At 37.0% G+C, this 22,837-nt stretch carries 23 protein-coding genes; 12 read left to right on the top strand and 11 right to left on the bottom strand.

Features of this window, described 5'->3' with window-relative positions:
• Positions 1-130: 130 nt before the first annotated feature.
• Positions 131-895, bottom strand: a complete 765-nt coding sequence (locus J2S13_RS13885; RefSeq protein ID WP_307258366.1) for an NRDE family protein — start codon at positions 893-895, stop codon at positions 131-133.
• A 130-nt stretch (positions 896-1,025) separates the two neighbouring features.
• Between J2S13_RS13885 and J2S13_RS13880 the strand changes: the two genes are divergently transcribed.
• Positions 1,026-1,349: a hypothetical protein gene (locus tag J2S13_RS13880; RefSeq protein ID WP_307258365.1), complete on the top strand. Its 324-nt coding sequence runs from the start codon at positions 1,026-1,028 to the stop codon at positions 1,347-1,349.
• An 85-nt stretch (positions 1,350-1,434) separates the two neighbouring features.
• Positions 1,435-1,617, top strand: coding sequence for an H-type small acid-soluble spore protein (locus J2S13_RS13875; protein ID WP_307258364.1), 183 nt, complete (start codon positions 1,435-1,437; stop codon positions 1,615-1,617).
• Positions 1,618-1,833: 216 nt separating this feature from the next.
• Here the strand turns inward: J2S13_RS13875 and J2S13_RS13870 are convergent, their stop codons facing one another.
• Positions 1,834-3,153, bottom strand: coding sequence for an acetyl-CoA hydrolase/transferase family protein (locus J2S13_RS13870; protein WP_307258363.1), 1,320 nt, complete (start codon positions 3,151-3,153; stop codon positions 1,834-1,836).
• A gap of 725 nt (positions 3,154-3,878) precedes the next feature.
• Here J2S13_RS13870 and J2S13_RS13865 point away from each other — a divergent pair.
• Positions 3,879-5,633 (top strand): SulP family inorganic anion transporter, encoded by a 1,755-nt coding sequence (locus J2S13_RS13865; RefSeq protein WP_307258362.1) that lies wholly within the window; start codon positions 3,879-3,881, stop codon positions 5,631-5,633.
• 134 nt (positions 5,634-5,767) lie between these two features.
• Here J2S13_RS13865 and J2S13_RS13860 read toward each other — a convergent pair whose 3' ends face one another.
• Positions 5,768-6,526 (bottom strand): SDR family NAD(P)-dependent oxidoreductase, encoded by a 759-nt coding sequence (locus J2S13_RS13860; protein WP_307258361.1) that lies wholly within the window; start codon positions 6,524-6,526, stop codon positions 5,768-5,770.
• Positions 6,527-6,933: 407 nt separating this feature from the next.
• Here J2S13_RS13860 and J2S13_RS13855 point away from each other — a divergent pair, with 407 nt between their 5' ends.
• The gene (locus J2S13_RS13855) at positions 6,934-8,001 is read left to right on the top strand and encodes a DUF3900 domain-containing protein (protein WP_307258360.1); all 1,068 of its coding nucleotides are present in this window, start codon (positions 6,934-6,936) and stop codon (positions 7,999-8,001) included.
• A gap of 15 nt (positions 8,002-8,016) precedes the next feature.
• Positions 8,017-8,304, top strand: a complete 288-nt coding sequence (locus J2S13_RS13850) for a DUF6509 family protein (RefSeq protein ID WP_307258359.1) — start codon at positions 8,017-8,019, stop codon at positions 8,302-8,304.
• 221 nt (positions 8,305-8,525) lie between these two features.
• Here the strand turns inward: J2S13_RS13850 and J2S13_RS13845 are convergent, their stop codons facing one another.
• Together J2S13_RS13845 and J2S13_RS13840 are read right to left on the bottom strand one after the other, a co-directional pair.
• Positions 8,526-8,816, bottom strand: coding sequence for a DUF2653 family protein (locus tag J2S13_RS13845; protein ID WP_307258358.1), 291 nt, complete (start codon positions 8,814-8,816; stop codon positions 8,526-8,528).
• The gene (locus J2S13_RS13840; RefSeq protein ID WP_307258357.1) at positions 8,804-9,253 is read right to left on the bottom strand and encodes a hypothetical protein; all 450 of its coding nucleotides are present in this window, start codon (positions 9,251-9,253) and stop codon (positions 8,804-8,806) included. The genes J2S13_RS13845 and J2S13_RS13840 overlap by 13 nt, the downstream gene beginning before the upstream one ends.
• A gap of 173 nt (positions 9,254-9,426) precedes the next feature.
• Between J2S13_RS13840 and J2S13_RS13835 the strand changes: the two genes are divergently transcribed.
• The 4 genes from J2S13_RS13835 (at position 9,427) to yhfH (ending at position 11,575) form a co-directional block, all read left to right on the top strand.
• Complete coding sequence (locus J2S13_RS13835) at positions 9,427-10,170, top strand: DUF1836 domain-containing protein (RefSeq protein ID WP_307258356.1); 744 nt, start codon at positions 9,427-9,429, stop codon at positions 10,168-10,170.
• A gap of 91 nt (positions 10,171-10,261) precedes the next feature.
• Complete coding sequence (locus tag J2S13_RS13830) at positions 10,262-10,792, top strand: histidine phosphatase family protein (protein WP_307258355.1); 531 nt, start codon at positions 10,262-10,264, stop codon at positions 10,790-10,792.
• Between the two features lie 234 nt (positions 10,793-11,026).
• A complete protein-coding gene (locus J2S13_RS13825; protein ID WP_307258354.1) occupies positions 11,027-11,149 on the top strand; it encodes a hypothetical protein in 123 nt (40 codons plus the stop codon).
• Positions 11,150-11,440: 291 nt separating this feature from the next.
• Positions 11,441-11,575, top strand: a complete 135-nt coding sequence (gene yhfH / locus J2S13_RS13820; RefSeq protein WP_307258353.1) for a protein YhfH — start codon at positions 11,441-11,443, stop codon at positions 11,573-11,575.
• 133 nt (positions 11,576-11,708) lie between these two features.
• Here yhfH and J2S13_RS13815 read toward each other — a convergent pair whose 3' ends face one another.
• From J2S13_RS13815 to J2S13_RS13800, 4 genes are all read right to left on the bottom strand, one after another.
• A complete protein-coding gene (locus J2S13_RS13815) occupies positions 11,709-12,167 on the bottom strand; it encodes a 2-thiouracil desulfurase family protein (protein WP_307258351.1) in 459 nt (152 codons plus the stop codon).
• 34 nt (positions 12,168-12,201) lie between these two features.
• On the bottom strand, positions 12,202-14,322 hold the full coding sequence (gene recQ / locus J2S13_RS13810) for a DNA helicase RecQ (RefSeq protein WP_307258350.1): 2,121 nt from the start codon (positions 14,320-14,322) through the stop codon (positions 12,202-12,204).
• A 219-nt stretch (positions 14,323-14,541) separates the two neighbouring features.
• Positions 14,542-16,071 (bottom strand): FAD-dependent oxidoreductase, encoded by a 1,530-nt coding sequence (locus tag J2S13_RS13805; RefSeq protein ID WP_307258349.1) that lies wholly within the window; start codon positions 16,069-16,071, stop codon positions 14,542-14,544.
• Positions 16,072-16,242: 171 nt separating this feature from the next.
• The gene (locus J2S13_RS13800) at positions 16,243-16,704 is read right to left on the bottom strand and encodes a superoxide dismutase family protein (RefSeq protein ID WP_307258367.1); all 462 of its coding nucleotides are present in this window, start codon (positions 16,702-16,704) and stop codon (positions 16,243-16,245) included.
• A 294-nt stretch (positions 16,705-16,998) separates the two neighbouring features.
• Between J2S13_RS13800 and J2S13_RS13795 the strand changes: the two genes are divergently transcribed.
• The 3 genes from J2S13_RS13795 (at position 16,999) to J2S13_RS13785 (ending at position 20,249) form a co-directional block, all read left to right on the top strand.
• Positions 16,999-18,336 carry a sodium-dependent transporter gene (locus J2S13_RS13795; protein ID WP_307258348.1) on the top strand — a complete coding sequence of 446 codons (1,338 nt, stop codon included), beginning with the start codon at positions 16,999-17,001 and terminating at the stop codon, positions 18,334-18,336.
• Between the two features lie 120 nt (positions 18,337-18,456).
• Complete coding sequence (locus tag J2S13_RS13790) at positions 18,457-19,236, top strand: nucleotidyltransferase domain-containing protein (protein WP_307258347.1); 780 nt, start codon at positions 18,457-18,459, stop codon at positions 19,234-19,236.
• A 149-nt stretch (positions 19,237-19,385) separates the two neighbouring features.
• On the top strand, positions 19,386-20,249 hold the full coding sequence (locus tag J2S13_RS13785; RefSeq protein WP_307258346.1) for an EAL domain-containing protein: 864 nt from the start codon (positions 19,386-19,388) through the stop codon (positions 20,247-20,249).
• A gap of 50 nt (positions 20,250-20,299) precedes the next feature.
• Here J2S13_RS13785 and J2S13_RS13780 read toward each other — a convergent pair whose 3' ends face one another.
• On the bottom strand, positions 20,300-21,277 hold the full coding sequence (locus tag J2S13_RS13780) for a GGDEF domain-containing protein (protein WP_307258345.1): 978 nt from the start codon (positions 21,275-21,277) through the stop codon (positions 20,300-20,302).
• Positions 21,278-21,583: 306 nt separating this feature from the next.
• On the bottom strand, positions 21,584-22,429 hold the full coding sequence (locus J2S13_RS13775; protein WP_307258344.1) for a tyrosine-type recombinase/integrase: 846 nt from the start codon (positions 22,427-22,429) through the stop codon (positions 21,584-21,586).
• Positions 22,430-22,837 lie beyond the last annotated feature (408 nt).

Genomic DNA, 22,837 nt, shown 5'->3' with positions numbered 1-22,837 from the left:
TCACGATAGCCACCTTGTCTTTCGCTAACAGTTCCTACTGCCAAGCCTGTAGTGGACTTTCACCACCAAGTATCCGCCCATGCAGGGCGCACTTATAATATGCTGGGAAGGGAAGATATCCTTCCCTCCATCATGACTCAATTGAAAATTTAAATTGCTTTAGATCCACTGGTTTCCCTTTTTCATATGTTTGTTCAACCCATGTCACATGGTTGTGATGGTCAACGAGTACAATCGTTGAAGAACGAGTCCCATACTCTTCAGACTGAATAAAAATGGGAGATAAACGTCTTTCCCAATCAAGACTGACTCCAGTTTCTGGTAATGTATCATCAGGTGCTATGGTTAAATCTTGCAAAATTTGGAATAGAGTTGGAATATGAGCAGATGTTTCTTTTGCCCAATTTGCTAAATGTTCTTTTGCCCGCATCACTTTCGGCCATGGTGTATTCAAAAAGGCATTACTTAGACTATGAGTACCAGGTTGCACTTCTTGTATCCCACCGTAACGATTTCCATAGTAAAACAGATGATCCACCGTCCCGGCGATCACATTAAAACCCGGATAATGATGTTTTTCCTTATCAAGTTGAAAAAGAAAATCCTTTGGGTGGTCTTTACTTAATAAAAATGTTCGTATTATCTCCCCCCTCGATTTCTTTCCTTCCGATATTTCGTTTGGATCACGGTAATTCGTTAGCGCTGCAAATCGCCCTGTCTTCGATATCCCCATCCATGTCCCCATTTGAAGTAGATCTCTTCCAGCCAAAATATCCGGATGATCTTCCCAAAAATGGACTGGCTTTGTTGGACGTCGATAAAATTCATCCCGATTAGCAGCAATGATGAGTTTATATTCTGGGTGTTGCTTGAATTGCAAATTAATTAAACACAAAACATATCTCCCCCCTATTGAAATGAAAAACTTTTACTCTTTCCGCCATCATCTTTGACAAATAAATTGAATCGTCATACAATTTAATTATTCCTATTTGATTACTAAGAATTGTGGAGGTAATAAAAAATTGTTTTCAATAAAATGGTCCACTATTACGTTATGTTTATTTATGTTCATTTCTTGGTTTCTAGGGCTATATTTTCTAGCGTTTCTTGCCACTCCTAGTATTATTATTCCATTGGGAAATCAATATATATGGGTGACACCATTTGTTGGATTATTAAGTTTGACGATATTCCTAACCGCCATTACCATAGTCCTTTCTCTTCTTCGCAAAAAGGCAAACGGGAGAAAACGCGCGATTTTACCATTCCTACATTCTATATTATGGCTCGTAGTCCTTCTTTCGCAAGTAAAGGTTATTTTATTTAACCTAGGAATATGTCATTAATTTTGAAAAATCGTGTGAGAATTCCTGGTATAAAAAATAGAGGAAATCAAATAATAAAAGTAGTATGTATGAGGAGTGATCAAGTATGGAGCCAAACCGTGTGAAACAAATTTTATCGTCTTCGAATGAGGTTGAGGTGACGTATAACGGTGTCTCTGTTTGGATAGATAAGTTAAATGAAGATGGAAAAACAGCAACCGTCCATCTAAGGGGTCCACTTGAAGAACGTTCAATTGTGGAAATTCATGAATTAAAAGAAAAACAATAATTCCCAAGAACACCTCTACCTTCAATTGGAGGTAGAGGTGTTGTATATAGAGAGTTTGTACTTTTTCATCTCGCCTTAACGGGCAGTAAAACCTCCACCTCAAAATGATTTGGAAACAAAGAAGATAGGTGGAGAATCACTGCCGCTAAAGGTCCGATAAGTTCAACTAACATTCAGTCGGGGATGAAGAACCCTCCCACTGAATGAAGTTTCACTTTATAAAATAAAGCCATTTTTTATTGCTTCATAAGTGAGTTCTTCTCGAAATCTTGGATGGGCAATCGCGATTAAGGCTTTCGTTCGATCTTCAATACTTTTTCCTTTCAATTCGGCTACTCCATATTCTGTTACGATCCTGTCTACATCATTTTTGGACGTTGTGACAACCGATCCCCTAGATAATAGGGGCCTAATTTTGGAGATTGTCCCCTCTTTTGCAGTCGAATGCATACAAATAAAACCCTTTCCTTCTTTGGAAAAATGAACACCCCTAGCGAAATCAGCCTGCCCCCCGCTTGAACTATAATACTTTCCTGCAATCGTCTCCGAGGCACATTGTCCATAAAAATCGACTTCTGTCGTAGAATTAATCGAAATCATTCGGTCCTCTTTAGCAATTTCCCTAGGATCATTGACCATATCAACTGGTAAAAATTCTACCCCTGGATTTTCATCAATAAATTGGTAAAGTTTTTTCGTCCCTAAAGCAAATGTTGTGACAATTTTCCCTTTATTTGTGTTTTTTAAGGTTCCATCGACGACCCCTGTCTTGACCAAATCAACAATTCCATCTGAAATAAGCTCAGTATGGATTCCTAAATGTCTATTGTTTTGCAACAGACTAATGACCGCATTAGGAATCGCGCCGATCCCGACTTGAATCGTCGCACCATCTGGAATTTGTTCGGCAACATATTCAGCAATTCTTTGATCTGTGCTCGTAATTGGAGACATTGGAATTTCATGTAATGGATAATCCGTTTGGATAAATCCTTCTATTTGGCTAACATGTATTTGGTTTTCTCCAAAAGTTCTTGGCATTTGTTGATTCACTTCCAAGAAAAAAGGCACTTTCCCAATAAAACTAGCCACATAGTCTGCTTGGGTTCCTAATGAAAAGTATCCATGCTCATCCATTGGCGAGGCACAAGCGAGAACTAAGGATGTTTTAGTGCTTTCTTGTAAAATTCTTGGGACCTGATGGAAATGATTTGGGACTAAGTCACAATTTCCTTGTAAATATGCTTTTCTAGTTGCTTCACTCAAAAAATAAGCGACATGCTTGACATTTCTTTTCATTTTTCCATTTATATAATCTCTTTCTCTAATCGCATGCATTTGATGAATTCTAACTCCATTGAAACGACTTGCATTCTGTTCAATGACATCTAATAAAACCTTAGGTTCCCCGTTTGCCAAAGGTAAAAGGATATCATCCCCATCTTGAATCAATGATAATACATCTACAGGTAGCTTTTCTTTTTCATGTGTTAAAGCAACTAGATTGACCATTCCATCACCTTTCTTAGTTGTCATATTTTGTAATCATTCAATTATTATCATAAGGGATTCAACTGGGGATATAAAGACTATTTTTCTATATTTTGTGAATTTTTTAGTACCTTTTTGATTTCTTGGAGGATGAAAACAACCTTTGCAACTTTTTTCTTTATATCCATTTTCCAAAATAGCATTATTTCCTTGGAAAGCGCATAAAACGACAGAACTCTGCATTGTTCTGTTCCACATGGACTTCTTCACTTTGGCAGAGCTAAAGTGAAACTTCATGCAGTGAAGGCATGGCGTTTTGAACGTGGCAAGTTCAACTAACATTCAGTGAGGGATGAAGAAAAATAGGAATTGATCCTGGGAAATATGCAAAAGCCCCGAGATCCACTCCTACACACAGTAAATATGAATGGCGTTCGCCGAATTAGCGCAATTATCATCGAAATAGCGCATTAAATCGCAGGAAATATACATATAATCCGGGAAATGTGCAAATCCTTTTGAAACTAGCGCATAACTTATTGGGAAATAAGCAATGGTCCCTGGGAAATGTGCAATAGCTCCATGATCCTCCCCTTTGTCTAACAAGAAAAATGGCGTTCGCCAATTTATATGGTTTTGACTTGTTTCTTGAATTTATTAGGTAATTTTTCATCCCATAGGAAAGAAACAGATTGTCATTGTTTAATAACAGTAGTATCATAGTATTATACTGTATTATAACAGTTAATACTTAAAAGAAGGATGAAGCGATGAATAAATACTCTAAATTACAATCGGCCTACTCTTTTTCTCATTTTCAAAAAGATTTGATTTCTGGTTTAATTGTTGGAATTATTGCCATCCCTTTAGGAATGGCTTTTGCCATTGCATCAGGTGTACGACCTGAATACGGTATTTACACGACTATTATCGCTGGGATCATCATTTCGATTTTCGGAGGCTCTAAGTTTCAAATTGGTGGGCCTACTGGAGCCTTTATTCCCATTCTTTTAGCCATTGTAATGGAGTTCGGGTATGAAAATTTACTAAAAGCAGGGTTGCTTGCTGGAATCATTTTAATCTTGATGGGGCTATTTAAACTTGGAACTTTGATCAAATATATTCCAAGACCTGTAACAATTGGATTCACAGCTGGTATTGCGGTGATCATCTTCACCGGTCAGATTGCGAATTTTCTAGGGTTAGAAGGTGTAAAAAATCATGAATATTTTCTAGCTAATATAAAAGAGATATATCTTCATCTTAACACAATCAATTTATACAGTGTATTAACAGCGATCATTTGTCTTGTCATCATCGTTCTAACCCCTAGATTCGCTAAAAAAATTCCTGGACCCTTAATTGGATTAATTGGCTCAAGTGTGATTGCTTATATTTTTTTTCCAACGGAAGTAGCTACAATTGGGTCTTCTTATGGTCAAATCCCGAATCATCTTCCATCTTTCCACATTCCTATCATCACGTTGGAAGATGTTCAACACTTATTGGCGCCTGCGTTTGTTATTGCCATGCTGGGCGGAATTGAATCTCTATTATCAGCCGTTGTAGCGGACGGAATGACAGGAAGTAAACATAATAGTAATCGGGAATTATTCGGGCAAGGATTGGCTAATGTTGTAACCCCTTTATTTGGAGGAATTCCAGCAACTGGAGCAATAGCAAGAACCGCCACTAATATTAAAAGTGGGGCTACCTCAAGAGTTTCTGGTGTTATTCATGGAATAGTTGTGTTGCTCGTCCTGTTAGTTTTGGCGCCTTATGCTTCTCACATTCCACTCGCTAGTATGGCGCCTATTTTGATGGTGGTTGCTTGGAATATGAGTGAACGAGTAGAATTTATCCATTTGGTCAAAACAAAAACAGGAGACTCACTTGTTCTATTGATTACATTTCTCCTTACTGTTTTCACCAATTTGACAACGGCTGTACAAGTTGGATTAATCTTAGCCGTATTCTTATTTATGAAACGAATGAGTGAGTTATTAATTGTGGCGAAAGTATTACCAGACCCTCACGACAAAAATGAAAAAGTTCGCTCAAAGACCGTCAAGGAAGGAATGGATTGTCCCCAAATTAGCATTTATACAATTGATGGACCAATGTTTTTTGGAACAGCTGAATTTTTTGAATCATCTGTTATGAAAACAATTCAATATGAACCTAGTATTCTCATCTTTAGAATGAGTAAAGTTCCCTATATGGACACAACTAGTGAGCATCATTTTTCATCCATTGTCCATCGTTTACAACAAAGAGGAGGAAAAATTCTTATTTCAGGAATTCGCCAACAGCCATTAGAAGTATTGAAAAAAACAGGTTTATATCAACAAATAGGACAGGAAAACTTTTTTGATCGTACGGGTAAAGCTATAAATGAGGGGCTAAATCATCTGGAGCTTCAGAGATGTCGTGGGTGTAAACATTTCGCTTTCCGAGAATGTGATGAATTATCCATCGATACAGAAGTCCCAACAAAAAAACAAATGACCTCTCCTGCTCATTAAAAATTGAATTCGTCCTTCAATAAATTTGTAGTATGATCCCCCACCTAATTTTTCTTTTTAAAAAATAGATGGAGGGATTCATACCCCTTAGATGTTTTTTTTCGATTTCATTCCTCATTTTTATTTAAAGTGCTTTAAACAGTTGGTTTTCCTGCAACATAGATGACTTGACCTGTTACATAGCTTGATTCATCCGAGCATAAGAAGGCCGCCACATTCGCAATGTCCTCAGGTTTTCCTGAGCGTTTGATCGCAAGCCCTTCAATAATCCCTTCCATCATTTGATCGAGAGTCAACCCTATTCTTTCCGCCGTCTCCCTTGTCATATCTGTCTCAATAAACCCAGGTGCAACAGCATTCACATTAATGCCAAAGGGTCCTAACTCAATCGCCATCGTCTTTGTCATCCCTTGTAAGCCCGCTTTCGCCGATGCATAGTTCACTTGTCCGCGATTCCCTAGTGCTGAGGTTGAGGATAAATGAATGATTTTTCCGTATTTCGCTGGAACCATATATTTCTGAGCTTCCCTGGAACATAAGAAGCTTCCTTTTAAATGAATATCAATAACAGAATTCCAATCGTCATCCGTCATTTTAAATAATAGATTATCACGAATAATTCCGGCATTATTGACTAAGATGTCGATTTTCCCATAAGAATCGATTATTTTTTTGAAAGCGGATTGTACTTCTTCAGGATTTGAAACATCACATCGGACAGCTACAGCATCACTGATCTCACTGATTTCAGCTGCCGTTTGTTGTGCCCTCTCTAAATTCACATCCAATATTCCAACACTTGCTCCCTCACTTGCTAATTTCTTTGCTATTGCCTTTCCAATGCCCCTTGATGCTCCAGTAATAATCGCCACTTTCCCATTAAATCTTTGCATGCTCTCTCCCCTTCTCATCATTTTTTCACGCATAAGCGGTGGTTATATTACTTTCTGAAATAGGCAGAAAAAGAAATCGAAGTTTGAAGAAACCTCCCTATTAGAAACATATGGAACTTATCATAAAACAATGAATGAATTTTCATTCCATAATAAAAATACAACCATTAAGCCGGCTCTATAACCACCACCAGCCGTAACAGTATAGTCTAATACAAAAATAAAAAAACGTTCCAGAAACAAATTGTCTTCTATGTAAACATTGTTTAGGCCCATATCCCTTTTTTCCCTTCACAATCATTGACGAATTTTAGCTAATTTCCTATACTGAATTGTATTTACTTTTCACTAAGCTTAAGATTATAAAATAATTTCGTTATACTACCATACTAATGAAGGGGAACATAATGGATTATCAGATTATCTTTTTATCATTTTTTGTCATCCAAACAGAAGGAACAGACGATGACACACACGTGAAATACAAGCATTATCAAACTTTAAATAATGAAGATTATGAGAATAGTTCACTTAAAGATTTCTTAGATGGAGAACTGATGAAAATTTCCAAACGAAAGGTGGAAAGACATCCAAAGTCAGAACAAGCACCGACTAAAATCGGCCGTTTTATTGTAGAACCTGGCCATGAATTGACATCTAATCCGAATTATAATCTTTTTCATAAAGTAAGATTTGCTTCCACACAAGAAGAATTTAAAATAACGAGTGAACAGTTTGTTGCTTCCTATATCGACACAAGTTCAGTTCGGGGTGGCGTGTTTCTGATCGCCTCTGCTAAACTAACAAAATACTTTGATGAACCTTTTATTTTTATTATGAAATGTGATTTTGAACCAAAAGTTGCAACGATCACTGATGAGTCCTCTTTAATTCAGCAAGTTGAAATGGCGATTACAACGAAAAATATGAAATCAATTCAATACCCCTTTATGCCAGAAGATGGAATAGTCGAAGTTGGTGAATTAAAAATTCACCAAGCCTCCCATGCTCGTTATTTTGAGGATTTTTTGAAATACGTATCGTATGAAAAGTCCATGCCTGAAATTGTGAAGACACAAGTCATGGATATGGTGAAGGAACAAGTGTTAGAGGCTTACGAAGAAGAAAGTGAAGAACGCAACCGCTTTGAAGAGGCCATGGAAATTTGGGCAACGAGCCCGCAACGTGAATTGCAGGAACACTTTAGCACAGAGGAAGTAGTTGAAGCTGCAGCACAAATTGTGGAGCATACTCCCGATCTTGAGCTTAAATTTAAGCTTGACCATATATCGGTGAAAGGGCTTCTTTCTGATTTTGGAGAACAAATTTATTTAGCGAAATCAAATGGACGATATATGGTTTTAATCGAAGCGGATACCGTTTCATTCGGAAAAGGGTTTTCTCCAATCGAATTTTTGAAACCTGATGATTTATCTGCCATTTTGGATAAAATAAATCATACTCATGATAAATAGAAGGATGCGATATATATGAAAATAATGAATCATTCGATTGAATTACTTCATGATCCTTTTGGTATTCTATCGGGGGATCGATATGAGTTCATCATCGATGTAGAGGTCGCAGAAGACGATGAATTATATTCTGAATACGGAGTTTATATTAAAGTTTTATACGTAGTAGAGGAAGAAAAAGAAGGAATTCTCCAGTATCATATGTATGAACGAACAACCGACCAATACCAAGATTTCTTACTTGAGCAAGAAGAGGAAAACATGCTCGAGCAATTCTGTAAAGAACAGATTTCTAATTTTTAGATAAGACATCATTAGACTAAAAAGACTTTCCCCTATTTATAGTTCTAAGGGAAAGTCTTTTTCTGATGCTTGTCGCGCCTGGACAGTCGCCTCCGCTTTTCTTGTCTAGCTGCGGCTCCTAGGCGCTCGAGGTCAAGTGTCAATCTCCTTCAGAGGGAAAGAACGCCCTCTTGCGGATCTTGTCACTTGCTTGTCGCCGCTGGACAGTCGCCTCCGCTTTTCTATTTTGCGTAGGCGATGATTCCTTCTTCGTCGTCTAGTTCGAGTTGGAGGCTTGTGGAAAATGGGTCGATAGCATATTGGGTTTGTAACCACGCACGAATTGCCTCGATCATGCGAGCTTCTGTTAAAAAAATCGTTCTGGTGGAAATTTCAGCTTCTGCAGAATACCCTTCATCATCTTCATACATTAATTCTACGGCAATTTCTGAAATATGAACTTGTTCTTGTTCACTGATTAAAGAGCAAATTGAATTAATGATTTCCTGCTCGGATAATTTTATCGTCTCCATTCATTTTCCGCCTTTTGTTTACGAGAATTTTTAAAGTATATAAAGATATTACGAATGAGCATAATGATCCCTACGATTACAAGTATATTCACGATAAAAGCTAAAATGGAGCCAAATCCACCTAAGCCCATTCCTGCGAATAAGCTACCAATTAATAATCCACCTAGTCCACCTAGAAGTAACCCTTTTAACATGCCACCTTTATTTGGCTTTTGAGCAGCAGTGTTATTTTTAACTGTCTTATTTTCATCTTGTTTTACTTTTGATGACTGGTTATTTGTATCTTTTTTAGGGAAAACAGGTTGACTTTTACTTGGGCTATAAGATCTTTTCCCCGATTTATACCCTTTTGCGGATGCATCATCAATTGCTACAAATGAAATTGGCGCTAAAATAATGGCAAAGGCCATAAAAAATTTCAATATTTTTTTTCCCATTCTCTTTAGTTCTCCTTTTAATTAATATATTTGGGTTCAACAAAAAAGTTCTTATGAACCTATTATATGAACTATCACACTAATTTTCAAGTTTTTTTGAGCCGTTTATTGACAATTTTCCGCGTCGGTCATATGATAGGTTCAAAAGACCGTATGTAAAGGTGGTTATAATAATGACATCCTTTTCACTTACTAGAAAGGACATGTCTGATCTACTATTTTCATTAAAAGGTTGGAATGATGAAAAGCCTTTATCAATCTTACAGAAGATTTGGATGCGATCCCAGACTGAAAAAATGACGATTTCCTCTGTACTTACAATGGAGCTATCTCCTATTCTCGAGAAAATCATGAAGCTAGATACCATTGATATCGGACTTTCATTAAATGAAATTGTGACCCTTGGAAGCCAAATTGAGAAGACGAATTTTTCGTTAACAGCCGTTCAAAACTGGGTAAAACGTGATATTAAGGATATGATCGGATCTCCACAAAAAAAGAAGCGGTACTCGATTGAGCAAACGGCATTACTATTTATTGTCGAGGATTTAAAAACAACGTTAGATTTTGACTCGATCCGAAAACTATTAAATCTGATTGTCAATGATCCGGAAAATCCAACAGATGATCTGATCAATCCGATTGCTTTATATTCATTATATTCAACCGTATTTGAACAAATTAATCAAGAAGAATATTATCTTCCGAAAGAAAATCATATTCAAGTTTTAAGTGAAAGGGTGGAGGAAAAGGCAAGCAATATCATTCAATCTTTAAACAACGTTCATGAACACCAAAAAGAAGCCATTAAAAACATGATTATGATTGCAACATTATCCGTTCATACCGCTTATTTTCAAATGCTTGCAAAACGTTATGTATCTGCTACATTGTTTCTGCAAGATTTGAATCACTAGGCTCTTTTCAAAATCATTGAGATCATTGAATGAAATCTTCTTTTGTTTAATTTGATCGTCACTTTTTAACCTAATACACTTGAGGTGCTAAATGAAAATTGGATTAATTAGACATTTCCAAGTTCATATTGATACACCAACTTTTATGTCATCAAAAGAGTTTTCACAATGGGTGTATGATTATGATCGTGCAGACATTTTAAAAAAAGACGTAGATTTACTCGGAATTCAGTGGGATATATGCTATACAAGTAATTTGCCTCGAGCGATCCAAACAGCCGAAATGATTTTCCCGCATTTAGTACTGGAAAGAGAGGAATTAAGAGAAGTTCCGATCTTTCCCATTACAAACTGCAAACTTGTCCTCCCTCATTTTCTATGGATGATCGCTGGACGGATCGCTTGGTATTTATCTCATCCTTCACAACTTGAAACCAAAAATGCAACAAAAGTACGAGCCAAACAGTTTGTACAACAGATCCTGAAGGAAAAAAATCAAAATATAATAGTGGTCTCCCATGGTTTTTTCCTTTCCGTGCTGACAAAAGTCTTGCAAAAAAACGGATTTGAAGGTAAAAGAAAAACATTTAAAAATGGGGAACTCCTCTTATTTGAAAAATAACCATTGTCTCAACCAAGAGAACAATGGTTATTTTTATAAGAAAAGCGGAGGCGACTGTTCAGGCGCGACAAGCATCCGTTCAGCCTTGACGTGGCGTAGTTTGCCACAGAAAGGATGAGCGGATGACCTCGAGCGCCTAGGAGCCGCAGCTAGACAAAAAAGCGGAGGCGACTGTTCAGCGGCGACAAGCAAGTGACAAGATCCGCAAGAGGGCGTTTTTCCCTCTGAAGGAGATTGACACTTGACCTCGAGCCGCTAGGAGCCGCAGCTAGACAAAGAAAAGCGGAGGCAACTGTCCAGGCGCGACAAGCATCCGCTCAGCCTTGGTGTGGCGTAAGTTTGCCACAGAAAGGATGAGCGGATGACCTCGAGCGCCTAGGAGCCGCAGATAGACAAGAAAGCGGAGGCGACTGTTCAGCGGCGACAAGCAAGTGACAAGATCCGCAAGAGGGCGTTCTTTCCCTCTGAAGGAGATTAACAGCGATTGTAATGGCTGTTCCACCAAGAAATAATACCACTTTCCTTTATTTAAAAAGAAAATTTAGAATTTTTTAAAAATAGGGGTACACTTTTTTAAAGTAATCGTGTATACTGTATTATAACAGAAATGAAAATATAAATACTGTATTATATTAAGGAGGAGTTACAATGTTACAAAGTCCAGTTGAATTTTTCCGTACGTTACCTAAAAAGGTTTGCCCAGAGTGTGGGGAGCATATTCAAGAACAGGCAGAATCATACCTTTTCGAATGTGAACGATGCTTGGCGAATAAAGAAGAATAATCAAATGTCAATCTAATACTCTTTTATCTTCACTCATTATTCTCCGTTTACCCTGCCAAGTCATAACATTTGCACAGAATTATTTTATTCAATACTAAAAGAAACTCCTGTTTTAACGGAGTTTCTTTTTCGTTTAATTCTTCATTTTCTCGAAGTCTTTTTCCGAAATGACTTGAAAACCTTTGCTTTTTAATAAAGCGGTGGTGATTCCATTGCCGATGATTTTTTGACCGCTAAATGTTCCATCATAAATATGATGACTTCCACATGATGGACTATTTTCCTTCAGAATTATATATTCCGGCTGTATTTCCTGAACGATTTTTAAAGCTTCATATGCCCCTTTGACAAAGGACGATGTCACATCTTCTCCAGAACGATTCATTACTTTTGCTTCTCCCCGTAAAACATCTTCAGCTGTCCCTCCGATGATTTCCGCAGGTTCACGAGGTGTGGACAATCCCCCTAAGAGTTCTGGACAAACGGTTATGGCTCTTCCTTCCTTCATTTCTTGTTGCAATTTTTCTAAGCCATTATCCCTCCCGTCGTAACGGCAGGCAACCCCAGCTAGACAAGCACTTACAACGATCATTTTCTTCCCCTTTTCTTTATTTTTATAAAAAATTCTATTCATTTATTTTCATGAAATAAGAACGAATCATGAAATAAGTGACGTTTTCCGGTAAAAGTTCTTTAATTGGTTTTAAGCGATTCGTATTGGCTTCTTGGACGGCTTTTTCAATTAATGGTTCAAACTCTTCTGGAATAAAACTTGCCCAATCAATAAGCAGCCCTTCTTGACTGCATTTTACTAAATGGTTTTCAATTGTTTGTTTGGATAATTGACGTTTTTTTGAAATTTCTCCAATGGTTTGTCCTTTTTCAAGCATTTCATAGGTAATCAAATGCGAATCTTTTACACTTTTTTTCGGGTGTGATAATACTTCCTTCTCCATAGGTTGAACGCTTTTCCTTTCCGGATGTTCGGCACAATAATTCGAAATCGCCTCAATAAATCGTTCTCCATACTTCTTCTGTTTATGTTCACCAATCCCTTTTACCGTGAGTAGTTCCTCGACTGTTTTCGGGAGTTGTAAACATAGATCGCGCAAAGTTTGATCAGAAAAAATAACAAACGGAGGAACCTTTTCCTCTTCAGCTAATCGTTTCCTTACGTTTCTTAGTTCCTCAAAAAGCTCATCACTTTCAATAATAAGTGTCGTTGTTCTTTGTTCTTTTCTTTGAACAGTTTTCTTTCCTAATAGTACATCTTTTCCGTTCATCGTCACAAAGAGGGTTGGAAACTTTCCATGTTCCACTCCAATATATTCCTCAGCAATTAAAAACTCAATTAAATCACTAACATATTTGACGGAATAAACGGACATAATCCCATATGTCGGCAATACTTGAAATCCGAATTCCTTAATTTTTTTATCTCGGGATCCTGTTAAGACTTTCGCAACAAATGTTTTCCCAAACCGTTGTTTCATTCGAACAATACAAGATAGAACTTTTTGTGCGTCGGTTGTGACATCGATTAATTCCCGGTCATCTGTGCAATTTCCACAACGCCCGCAATTTAGTCCCTCCTTCTCCCCAAAATATTGAAGAATAAATGATTGTAAACAGTTTTCTGTGTGACAATAGTCGACCATTTGCCGTAACTTTTCCAATTCAAAGGACATTCGTGTTGGATCTGTCGATTGTTCAATTAAAAACCGTTGTATTTGTACATCCTGGGAGGAATATAAAAGAATACATTCACTATCTAATCCATCTCGACCAGCTCTTCCGGCTTCTTGGTAATAGCTTTCCATATTTTTCGGCATTTGAAAATGAATACAATAGCGAATATTTGATTTATCAATTCCCATCCCGAAAGCTGATGTTGCAACCATAATCGTTACTTCATCGCGAAGAAAACGATCTTGCTCCCTCGATCTTTCTGCTTCACTCATTCCCGCATGGTAGCGAGCCACTCGAAGGGATGCTTTTTCCAGTTTGGCATATAATTGATCAACTGTTTTTCTTGTTGCAGCATAAATAATCCCAGATTCATGAAGATTTGTTTTCACATAATCCATTAAATATTGTTCACGATTCTGGCCCTTTATAACAGAAAAGGATAGATTCTTCCTTTCAAATCCCGTTACGACTGTATTTTGTTCATGAATAGAAAGACAATGACAAATATCGGTAGACACTTGAGGTGTAGCTGTCGCTGTCAGCGCTAAAATGGTAGGTTGTCCCCCAAGATAATCGAGTGTCTTTCGAATGTGTAAATAACTCGGACGAAAATCATGACCCCATTGGGAAATACAATGTGCTTCATCAACTGCAATGAGGGGAATGGGTAATTCTCTTAATTCCTGAAGAAAATAGGTGGATTCCAAACGTTCTGGGGCGATATATAATAATTTATATACTCCTTGTTTTGCTAATTCCATCCGATCATTAGCTTCTGCTGTACTGATTGAACTATTAATGAAAGTAGCCGGAATTCCCGCTTGATTGAGCGCATCGACTTGATCTTTCATTAAAGATATAAGTGGAGAGATTACCAATGTAGTCCCTTGAAGGGTTAAAGCAGGAATTTGATAGCAGATTGATTTCCCACCCCCAGTTGGCATAATACAAAGTGTGTTTATGCCCTGTAAAACCGATTGGATGGTTTGAACTTGTCCTGAACGAAATTCATCATAACCAAAATGCTTTTTTAATAATTGTCGAGCTGCCTCCATCATTTCTATGTTACCCTCACTTTTTTCTTATTAAAGAAAGGCATGGGGATTTTACCAAATTGTCCCTTCCCCATTTTTTCTCATGATATAAAAAAGTATATCATATTCCCATTTTCCCTTCATGAACAAAAGCGGAAGCGCCTCGTTCATCGGCGTACGGATTTTGCAAGTTTTGACTTGGATAAAAAAACTGCTAGGTATAGTCCTAACAGTTCCTCTGATTTATTCCAATTTTTCTAATGGTGTTTCTGCAGGACCCTCGATTACTTCCCCTGTAATCGAAAATCTTGAGCCATGACATGGACAATCCCAACTGCGATCGCCACTGTTCCACTCCACCTCACAACCTAAATGACTGCAGGTTGTATCTACGATGTGAACAACACCTTGATCATCTTTGTAGGCCCCCGCCCTCTTTCCGTGAAACTGAACGACTGCCCCTTCATCATGGGCCAAATCCTCTACTTGTCTTAATGGATATTCAAGTTTACCTTCTACTAAATGTTTGGCGACATCTACATTTGTTTGGATTAAATTTTTTATACTTGGGTCGGCTTTAAATCGAGTCGGGGTATAAAGTTCTTCATAAGGATTCTCTTTGCCTAATAGAAGATCTCGAAGTAAAAGTGCGGCGGTTGTGCCATTGGTCATCCCCCATTTTCGAAATCCTGTTGCCACGAAGACATTTGGGTGATGATTCGTAATTCGTCCTATGTACGGAACTTTATCCAATGTAGTTAAATCTTGAGCAGACCATCGATACAAATACTCCTTTATCCCAAATTGTTCTCTAGCATAAGCTTCAAGTGCCTCATAATGCAAAATGGTTGGAATTCCTTGACCTGTCTTATGATTTTCTCCACCAATTAATAATAATTTTTCTCCATCCATCATTGTATAACGCAATGATCTTGTTGGTTGTTCGGCACTGATGTACATTCCACCCGGAAATTCTTTTTCTGCTTTAACTGCGATTATATAAGACCTTTCAGCATACATTCTCGTAAAATAAAGGCCCTGGCCATCGTAAAATGGGTAATGAGAACAAGCCAAAACCTGTTTACAGTGAATGGCAGGTCCTTCTAGTGTCACTACCTTTAAATGATCGCCATCTTGATCAACATCCACCGCGGTTGTCTGTTCATAGATTTCCCCGCCTAATTTAATCAGTTCCGACACAAGTTTATGTAAATATTTGAGCGGATGAAATTGCGCTTGATTTTTCATACAGATTGCCGCTTTTATAGGTAAATCAAACGGGAGCTCTGTTACATATTCACTTTCGATTCCCAATGTTTCATAAGCTTTCATCTCCGTTTGAAGTTGACGGATATATTTTGTATCATTCGTATAGATATAAGCATCTTCATCGGAAAAATCGCAATGGATATCCAATTCTTTTACTAACGATCGAACAAATTCAACTGCTTCATTTGCCGCTTCATAGTAATGCTTTGCCTTTTCAGTTCCAAAATGTTGAATCAGCTCATCATAAATAACACCATGTTGGGCTGTCACTTTGGCTGTCGTATGACCAGTCGTCCCATTTAATATATTTCCTGCATCGATAAGAGCAACTTTTATTCCTTCCTTTGCAAGCAAATATGCACTCGTAATCCCAGTAATTCCACCGCCTACAATCGCCACATCTGTAGTGAGATCTTCTTTTAACGATTGGAAAGACGGAAGTGTGACAGAATCCCGCCAATATGGTTCAGGAAATTTCGGCATCTCGAGATTATTTTCAGACATAATCGTTCCCCCTTATTGGTATACTCCTATTTATTGTGACCAAACGTAGGGGAAAATATAGCGGTTTTTTCATTTAAATCCCATTTGAATATTATTCATAATATTTCCATAAACAAGTAGAAAAGAACAGCCACTTTTAATTCGTAGGGCTAGATTTTTTTGACGATTACATTATCGATGAATTCTTTTAATGACCCCACAAGCTAATCTTTTTCCTGCATCTCCAGACGGTTGGGATTGGTAATCATCGGGGCCCTGATGAATCACGACTGATTTTCCAATAATATCATCGACCCTAAATTTATTCGTAAAAAACGACATCCGTGCATAGCCATCATTTGAAAATAGAACAGGGAAATCACCTGGATGATTGCCATGTGGTTGATTATACGGATTCCAATGTTCTCCAGCTGCTTTAAACGGATCATTTTTGTTACCAACCTCACAATTTCCATATTCATGAATATGGAAACCATGTGGACCAATTTGCTTTTGCTTTCCTCTCCCAGGTCTAAACTTGGGCAATCCTGAGACTTCGACATATACCTCTGTTCCGTTTGGCTCTTCAAAAAAGAATACATAACCTTCTAAATTCCGTGCTAATGGACCTCCTATTATCCGAGCCCTTGCCATTTTGTTTTGTTGCCGATATACATAATTTTGAGGAGTATCATACAAATATGCTGGATTAAAAAACATACGCAAACCCTTCCCTTCTAGATTTGTCTTTAATAAATTATGTATAAATGCCCATGGTGGTGAATGGATATGATACAATTTTAAACATGTCGAGAATTCGGAAAGGATTTGGTAAAAGTTTAATGTTTTTTAAACTGAAATTTCGGATATTTTCAACTTTCTCTTTTCTCAAAAGTTATTCTATAATAATATGAAATAGATAAACTAAGAAATGGAGCCATAATCACTATGAATCAGACAGAACAATGGACATCAAAACTTGGCTTTATATTAGCTACAGCCGGTTCAGCCATCGGAATTGGTGCCATTTGGAAGCTACCCTATGTTGCAGGAACAAGTGGTGGTGGAGCGTTTTTTCTTCTATTTATTTTATTTACCGCAATAGTTGGATTGCCATTATTATTAGGTGAATTTGTCATTGGCAGGAAAACACAAAAGGAGGCAATTCGTGCGTATCAAGACATTGCCCCCAACACCTTTTGGCCGATAACGGGATATATCGGAGTTATCGCTTGTTTTATTTTATTATCCTTTTATAGTGTTGTAGGGGGATGGATTTTACAATACTTATATTTGAGCTTTACAGGAAAGTTAAGTGCCGTTTCTGAATTTGGACTATTTTTTGAGGAGACCATCGCCAACCCATGGCTAGCAGTTGGTGCACAATTTTTATTTATCCTCATTACCATTGTCGTTGTAGCGAGAGGGATTCAGAATGGAATTGAAGCAGCAAATAAATATTTAATGCCTGCTCTCTTCTTAATCTTTATGATTATTATTATTCGTTCACTTTCGCTTGATCATGCTATGGAGGGAGTGTCCTTTTTCTTAAAGCCTGATTTTTCTAAATTTACGTCAGAAAGTGTTTTATTTGCAATGGGCCAATCCTTTTTCTCTTTAAGTGTGGGGGTTTCGGTTATGGTGACGTATAGTTCCTATTTGGATAAGTCACAAAACCTTCCAAAATCGGCGATATCGATTGTCAGTTTAAATATTTTCATTTCCTTATTAGCAGGATTAGCGATCTTTCCAGCCGTTTTTTCCCTTGGTGTTGAACCCGCAGCTGGACCAGGATTATTATTTATTATCTTGCCATCGATTTTTCAACAGATCCCTTTTGGTCAATTATTTTTAGTGTTGTTCTTGGCTTTATTTTTATTTGCAACGTTAACATCAGCCTTTTCTATGCTTGAAATTATTGTCGCTTCACTTGCAAAAGGTAGATCTGAAAAGCGGAAAAAGCTTTCTTGGATTGCAGGGCTTGCAATTTTTATCGTTGGAATCCCTTCTGCCCTTTCATTTGGGGTGCTTAATGAAATCACCCTTTTCGATAAAAACATTTTTGATATGGCAGACTTTTTAGTAAGTAATATTTTAATGCCGATTGGGGCGCTATTAATTTCTTTGTTTATTCCTTGGAAAATCAAGAAAGAAGCATTAATAGCAGAATTACAACAAGGGGCAGGAAATGTGAAAAGTTGGTTCGCCTTATGGTTGTTATTACTGCGTTATGTCATCCCTGTCGTCATCATCATTGTCTTTTTGGATGTACTGGGTATTCTTTAATCCTTATTTTTTAAAAATTTTATGGGTGCCTCGATGAGCGAGGTACCCTCTATTTATGATGCATGATATCCTCGGGAAAATAGATTATATTGGAGAGAAATATAATAAGGGGGGCTATTTTTGAAAAAAGACCTTTTATTCGCTTTAAATCAATTAGAAAGAATGAATCATGTGGAAATTATTTATGCTTGTGAATCTGGAAGTCGAGCTTGGGGTACAGCGTCTTTTTCGAGTGACTTCGATGTAAGATTTATATATGTACATCCCGTACCGTATTATTTATCTATTCAAGAGCAAGATGATGTCATCCATTCCCCTCGTCATGAAAGCTTAGATTTTCAAGGTTGGGATTTAAAAAAAACGATCAAGCTCTTTCAAAAATCAAACCCATCATTATATGAGTGGCTATATTCCCCTATTGTGTATAAAGAAAAATATTCGATCATTCAACAAATGAGAGACCTCTCAATGGAAGTGATTTCGCTGCCTGCATTATTTCATCATTATGCACAAATGGCCAAGAGAAACATCCATCATTTTTCTGAACAAAATCAAAATAAAGTGAAACAGCTAATAAACATTTTCCGACCGATATGCATGTGTAAATGGATAATGGAAAAGCAAGAATTGCCCCCTGTTCAACTAAAAAAATTATTGGGCGGTTTGAATCTGCCTAAAAAACATCTTGAGGATATTCATTCAATTATCCAAATGAAAAAAGACGATAAAACTTCCATATTAGAAAACGAATATCAAGAAATTTTTATTTTTCTTCAAGATGAAATGAAGGGAATAGAACAATATAAAGAGCCACCTTCCATAAACCAAAAGCTCCCTACAGAACGGTTTAATTGTTTATTTATTAATAGCTTAAAGGAAGTTTGGGGAAATTCCATTTGAATTTCCTTTTTTAATGACAAAATTAGTCGGCAAAATCTTCTTTTTTTCTACAAAATTTACAAAGTCTTTACATCTCCTTATCGAAACTCAAAAAATGATTCACTATAATATGGGTAGACTCCCCAAACTATATATTAAAAGGTGGAATTATGAAGAAAAATCGTATTTATGCATGGATTAAATTTCTTCGTTTTTTAATTTCCAAACGAGATCATCTCTATCAGGAGTTTCAAAAGGAAGAACAATTACTGGATCTTCTCCAGAAGGAAAATGTAAAGACCGCGTTTCAACCGATTTTATCGTTGGAAGAAGGTTCAACAGTCGGTTTCGAAATTTTAAATCGCCCAGAACAGACAGATTTCTTTCCAACGACAGATGTTTTTTATGACTATGTTGGTCAAAGTGGAAACGTTTTTATAACGGAATGCTTTTTGAGAAATCTTTCCTTAGAGAGATTCTCTGAAAAAAAACAAAACTATAAGATGGAGATTCAACCGTTAGTTTTCCTTAATATACAACCACAAGCGCTCACTGACCCTTCCTATCAAAGTGGGATTACTCTCGAATTATTGGTCAAACATAATCTTTCCCCAAATCAGGTTGTGTTAGAACTTACAGAAAGAGAATCCGTTGCCAATTATGTTCAGTTCGAAAAAATTATCGATCATTATCGCAAACAAGGATTTCGAATTGCAGTGGATGATGCTGGGACAGGGTATAATAGTCTGCAAACTCTAATTTATTTAAAACCAGAGTTTATTAAGCTGGATAAATCACTTATTCGTAATGTCCATCAAAAGCTTGAGCAACAACATTTAGTAGAACTCTTATTGGAATTTGCTTTTCAATCTGGAACAAAAATTATTGCAGAAGGGATTGAAACGGAATCAGAACTATTGTTTTTGAAAAAACTTGGGGTTCATTATGGACAAGGGTATTTACTCGGTAAGCCCAAACCAGATTTATTGGACGGACATATGCCTTTTTCCACTGTATGTGGCAAGTCCGTTTAACCAGATTTTTATGAAAAAGGGGTGCCTACTGATGGACACCCTTTCATCTTTCAGGAAAATTTCATTTGCTTTAAGCTTTCAAGTGTAAGAAAAACACTTCCCTGTATCTCCTTGCATTTTTTCTTCACTTTTGCCGCTAGTTTACTTAACTGGCTGACAGAATCGATCGTGATCTCTTTATTTTGAATGACTGCAATTGACAGGCTTGCTAATGGAAACTTTTCCATCTTACCTTGTCTGGTAATCGCTTGTAAATACCCTCGCTCATAGTCCTCCCTTGAATAAAAATGTTTGACTGTCTGTTCAAACCGCGTGATGATCGTCTTACATATTTCTACATGGTCATAATGGGGGACAACCGCGATAAAATCATCTCCACCAATATGGCCGACGAAAGACAGCTCATTTTCCATCGTGAAGATCACATCTGTGATGATGTTACCGGTCACTTTTATGACCTCATCCCCTTCACTAAACCCATATGTATCATTGAACGCTTTAAATGAATCGATATCAAGATAAAGAACACTAAAGATTCTATAAGACTTTAAAACTTCTCGTAATGTTTCTTCAATCACGTTATTCCCTGGGAGTCCGCTTAGTGGGTTACTTAAGCGTGCGATACTAATCTGTACTTCTGACATTTTGATGAGAAGTTCACGAATGCTCACAACTCCATATAATTGATCATCCTTCGTCACGATAATATGATCGTACAAATTTCCCTGATTCCGTTTCATTGCGAGCGCACTTACTTCTGCAATAGGTACAGAGTATTCCATTTGCAAAGGGGTTGAGTCCATCACGAGGTTGATCGGCCTTTTAATAAAAAGATCAAAACCGTATTTCGTTGATAGCTTTTGAAAAAAATGGGTTTTCATCACTAATCCGATCGGTTGATGATTTTCACAAACGACAATCCCTTCTAAAGACGAATTTTTCGTGAACATAGTATAAACTTCCTCACATTCGGTTGAGGGAGTAACGATGTTACATTCTTCGGCAATATCCCCAATCACTATGTACACACAACCACCTTCTTTACCATATTTTTACCTTTTCCTATATAAAAATAATTCAACTAATTATAATTTACTATAAAACTATTAATTAATTGTAAAAGCACTGTAAATATTAGGATTTTAGACGAATATAGATCATCCTTAGAAAGTTATATAGACTTAGATCTTTTTTTCATTGCATTTGATGAATGAATATTTAAACCCAAGTTCCAAAAATAAAAATGAATCCTCTTCATTATCTGAAAAAACCAAATAATAAAGAGGATTCATCTAATATTGATGTAAGACAATGCGTCCATGTGCATCCTATTTTCAAGCAAAAGTTTGATTAATGGCACTAGCTAAATCTGGCTTAATATGTTTAGAGTAACGTTTTGTTACATTGATATCTCGATGCCCAGCTAATTTGGCGACGACTCGGAGATCAACCCCGTTATTAACAAGTTCTTGACAAAATGTGTGACGTAATTTATGGGGATTGACGTTATATTTTTTCAACATATATTGAACAGATCTTGTTGTGAGACGTTTATATACACTTGAGACAAATAATGCACGATCTTCATCAATCGGATTTAAAGATTTCATATAGGTGATCATATGATAACGAACCTCATTGGAGAGCGGAATTTCTCGGTCGATCTCCCCTTTTTCATTGCGAATGATCATTAGACCGCGATCCCCAGTGATTTCAACATCAGAACAATTTAACGAACATAATTCGGAAACCTTAATCCCTGTTTGCAAAAGAGTGTACACGATTGCAATATTGCGTAAATTGCCATCCCTTTCGACCTCTTGTAAAAGATGTTCCTTTTCATCTGCCGTTAAAGATTCAGGAATTTCCTCGCTCTTTATTTTTTCTTTTCGGGTGATATGAAGCATAAGTTGCGGCTTCCCCAAAAATTTGGCAAACACACTAATGGCTGCAAAATTTTTTTCAATCGTTCCGGCACTTAATTGCTTTAACTCTAAATAATCCAAATATGCCTGAATTTGGGCTTCTTTCATCATAGTCAGCTCATTTTCATGATGATCTTGAAGCCAATTTTGAAATTTGCTAAGTACTCCCAAATAAGTATGAATGGTACTCATTGATTTCCCTTGTTTTTCTAACCATTGTGAAAAAACGTCTAAAATTGAGTCGTTTACAGTCAATGTACAATCCCCCTTTTAAACAATACAAAATGATTTTATCAAAATAATTCAAAAAAGTGAATTTCTACGAAGTGTATTATAGGAATTTTTCGAATTTATTGGACGGCTATTCATGGACAACATTTTTTAAGGCTTATCCACAGTTCAAAATTGTATCCCGCCTTAATGGGCAGTAACACCTCCACCTCCAAATGATTTGGAAACAAAGAATATAGGTGGAGGATCACGGCCCCTAAAGATCCAGTAAGTTCAACCAACATTCAGTGGGGATAAAGAAAACCCTCACTGAATGAAGCTTCACTTTATAGTATACAAGACAATCGAGTAGAGTGAACGAATCGGAATTTTGATTCGTTCGACCCTCTCACACCACCGTACGTACGGTTCCGTATACGGCGGTTCAATAAT

It is taken from the genome of Oikeobacillus pervagus (assembly GCF_030813365.1).
Taxonomy (GTDB): Bacteria; Bacillota; Bacilli; order Bacillales; family DSM-23947; genus Oikeobacillus; species Oikeobacillus pervagus.
The sequence above is the reverse complement of the archived record's forward strand: the minus strand, read 5'-3'. Positions and strand labels throughout refer to the sequence as shown.

What these genes read in the sequence shown, in the direction of transcription:
- J2S13_RS13875 (WP_307258364.1), top strand. Translation starts at nt 1,435, where the DNA reads ATGGAGCCAAACCGTGTGAAACAAATTTTATCGTCTTCGAATGAGGTT.
- J2S13_RS13870 (WP_307258363.1), bottom strand. Translation starts at nt 3,153, where the DNA reads ATGACAACTAAGAAAGGTGATGGAATGGTCAATCTAGTTGCTTTAACA.
- J2S13_RS13865 (WP_307258362.1), top strand. Translation starts at nt 3,879, where the DNA reads ATGAATAAATACTCTAAATTACAATCGGCCTACTCTTTTTCTCATTTT.
- J2S13_RS13860 (WP_307258361.1), bottom strand. Translation starts at nt 6,526, where the DNA reads ATGCAAAGATTTAATGGGAAAGTGGCGATTATTACTGGAGCATCAAGG.
- J2S13_RS13855 (WP_307258360.1), top strand. Translation starts at nt 6,934, where the DNA reads ATGGATTATCAGATTATCTTTTTATCATTTTTTGTCATCCAAACAGAA.
- J2S13_RS13850 (WP_307258359.1), top strand. Translation starts at nt 8,017, where the DNA reads ATGAAAATAATGAATCATTCGATTGAATTACTTCATGATCCTTTTGGT.
- J2S13_RS13845 (WP_307258358.1), bottom strand. Translation starts at nt 8,816, where the DNA reads ATGGAGACGATAAAATTATCCGAGCAGGAAATCATTAATTCAATTTGC.
- J2S13_RS13840 (WP_307258357.1), bottom strand. Translation starts at nt 9,253, where the DNA reads ATGGGAAAAAAAATATTGAAATTTTTTATGGCCTTTGCCATTATTTTA.
- J2S13_RS13835 (WP_307258356.1), top strand. Translation starts at nt 9,427, where the DNA reads ATGACATCCTTTTCACTTACTAGAAAGGACATGTCTGATCTACTATTT.
- J2S13_RS13830 (WP_307258355.1), top strand. Translation starts at nt 10,262, where the DNA reads ATGAAAATTGGATTAATTAGACATTTCCAAGTTCATATTGATACACCA.
- yhfH (WP_307258353.1), top strand. Translation starts at nt 11,441, where the DNA reads ATGTTACAAAGTCCAGTTGAATTTTTCCGTACGTTACCTAAAAAGGTT.
- J2S13_RS13815 (WP_307258351.1), bottom strand. Translation starts at nt 12,167, where the DNA reads ATGATCGTTGTAAGTGCTTGTCTAGCTGGGGTTGCCTGCCGTTACGAC.
- recQ (WP_307258350.1), bottom strand. Translation starts at nt 14,322, where the DNA reads ATGATGGAGGCAGCTCGACAATTATTAAAAAAGCATTTTGGTTATGAT.
- J2S13_RS13805 (WP_307258349.1), bottom strand. Translation starts at nt 16,071, where the DNA reads ATGTCTGAAAATAATCTCGAGATGCCGAAATTTCCTGAACCATATTGG.
- J2S13_RS13800 (WP_307258367.1), bottom strand. Translation starts at nt 16,704, where the DNA reads ATGGCAAGGGCTCGGATAATAGGAGGTCCATTAGCACGGAATTTAGAA.
- J2S13_RS13795 (WP_307258348.1), top strand. Translation starts at nt 16,999, where the DNA reads ATGAATCAGACAGAACAATGGACATCAAAACTTGGCTTTATATTAGCT.
- J2S13_RS13785 (WP_307258346.1), top strand. Translation starts at nt 19,386, where the DNA reads ATGAAGAAAAATCGTATTTATGCATGGATTAAATTTCTTCGTTTTTTA.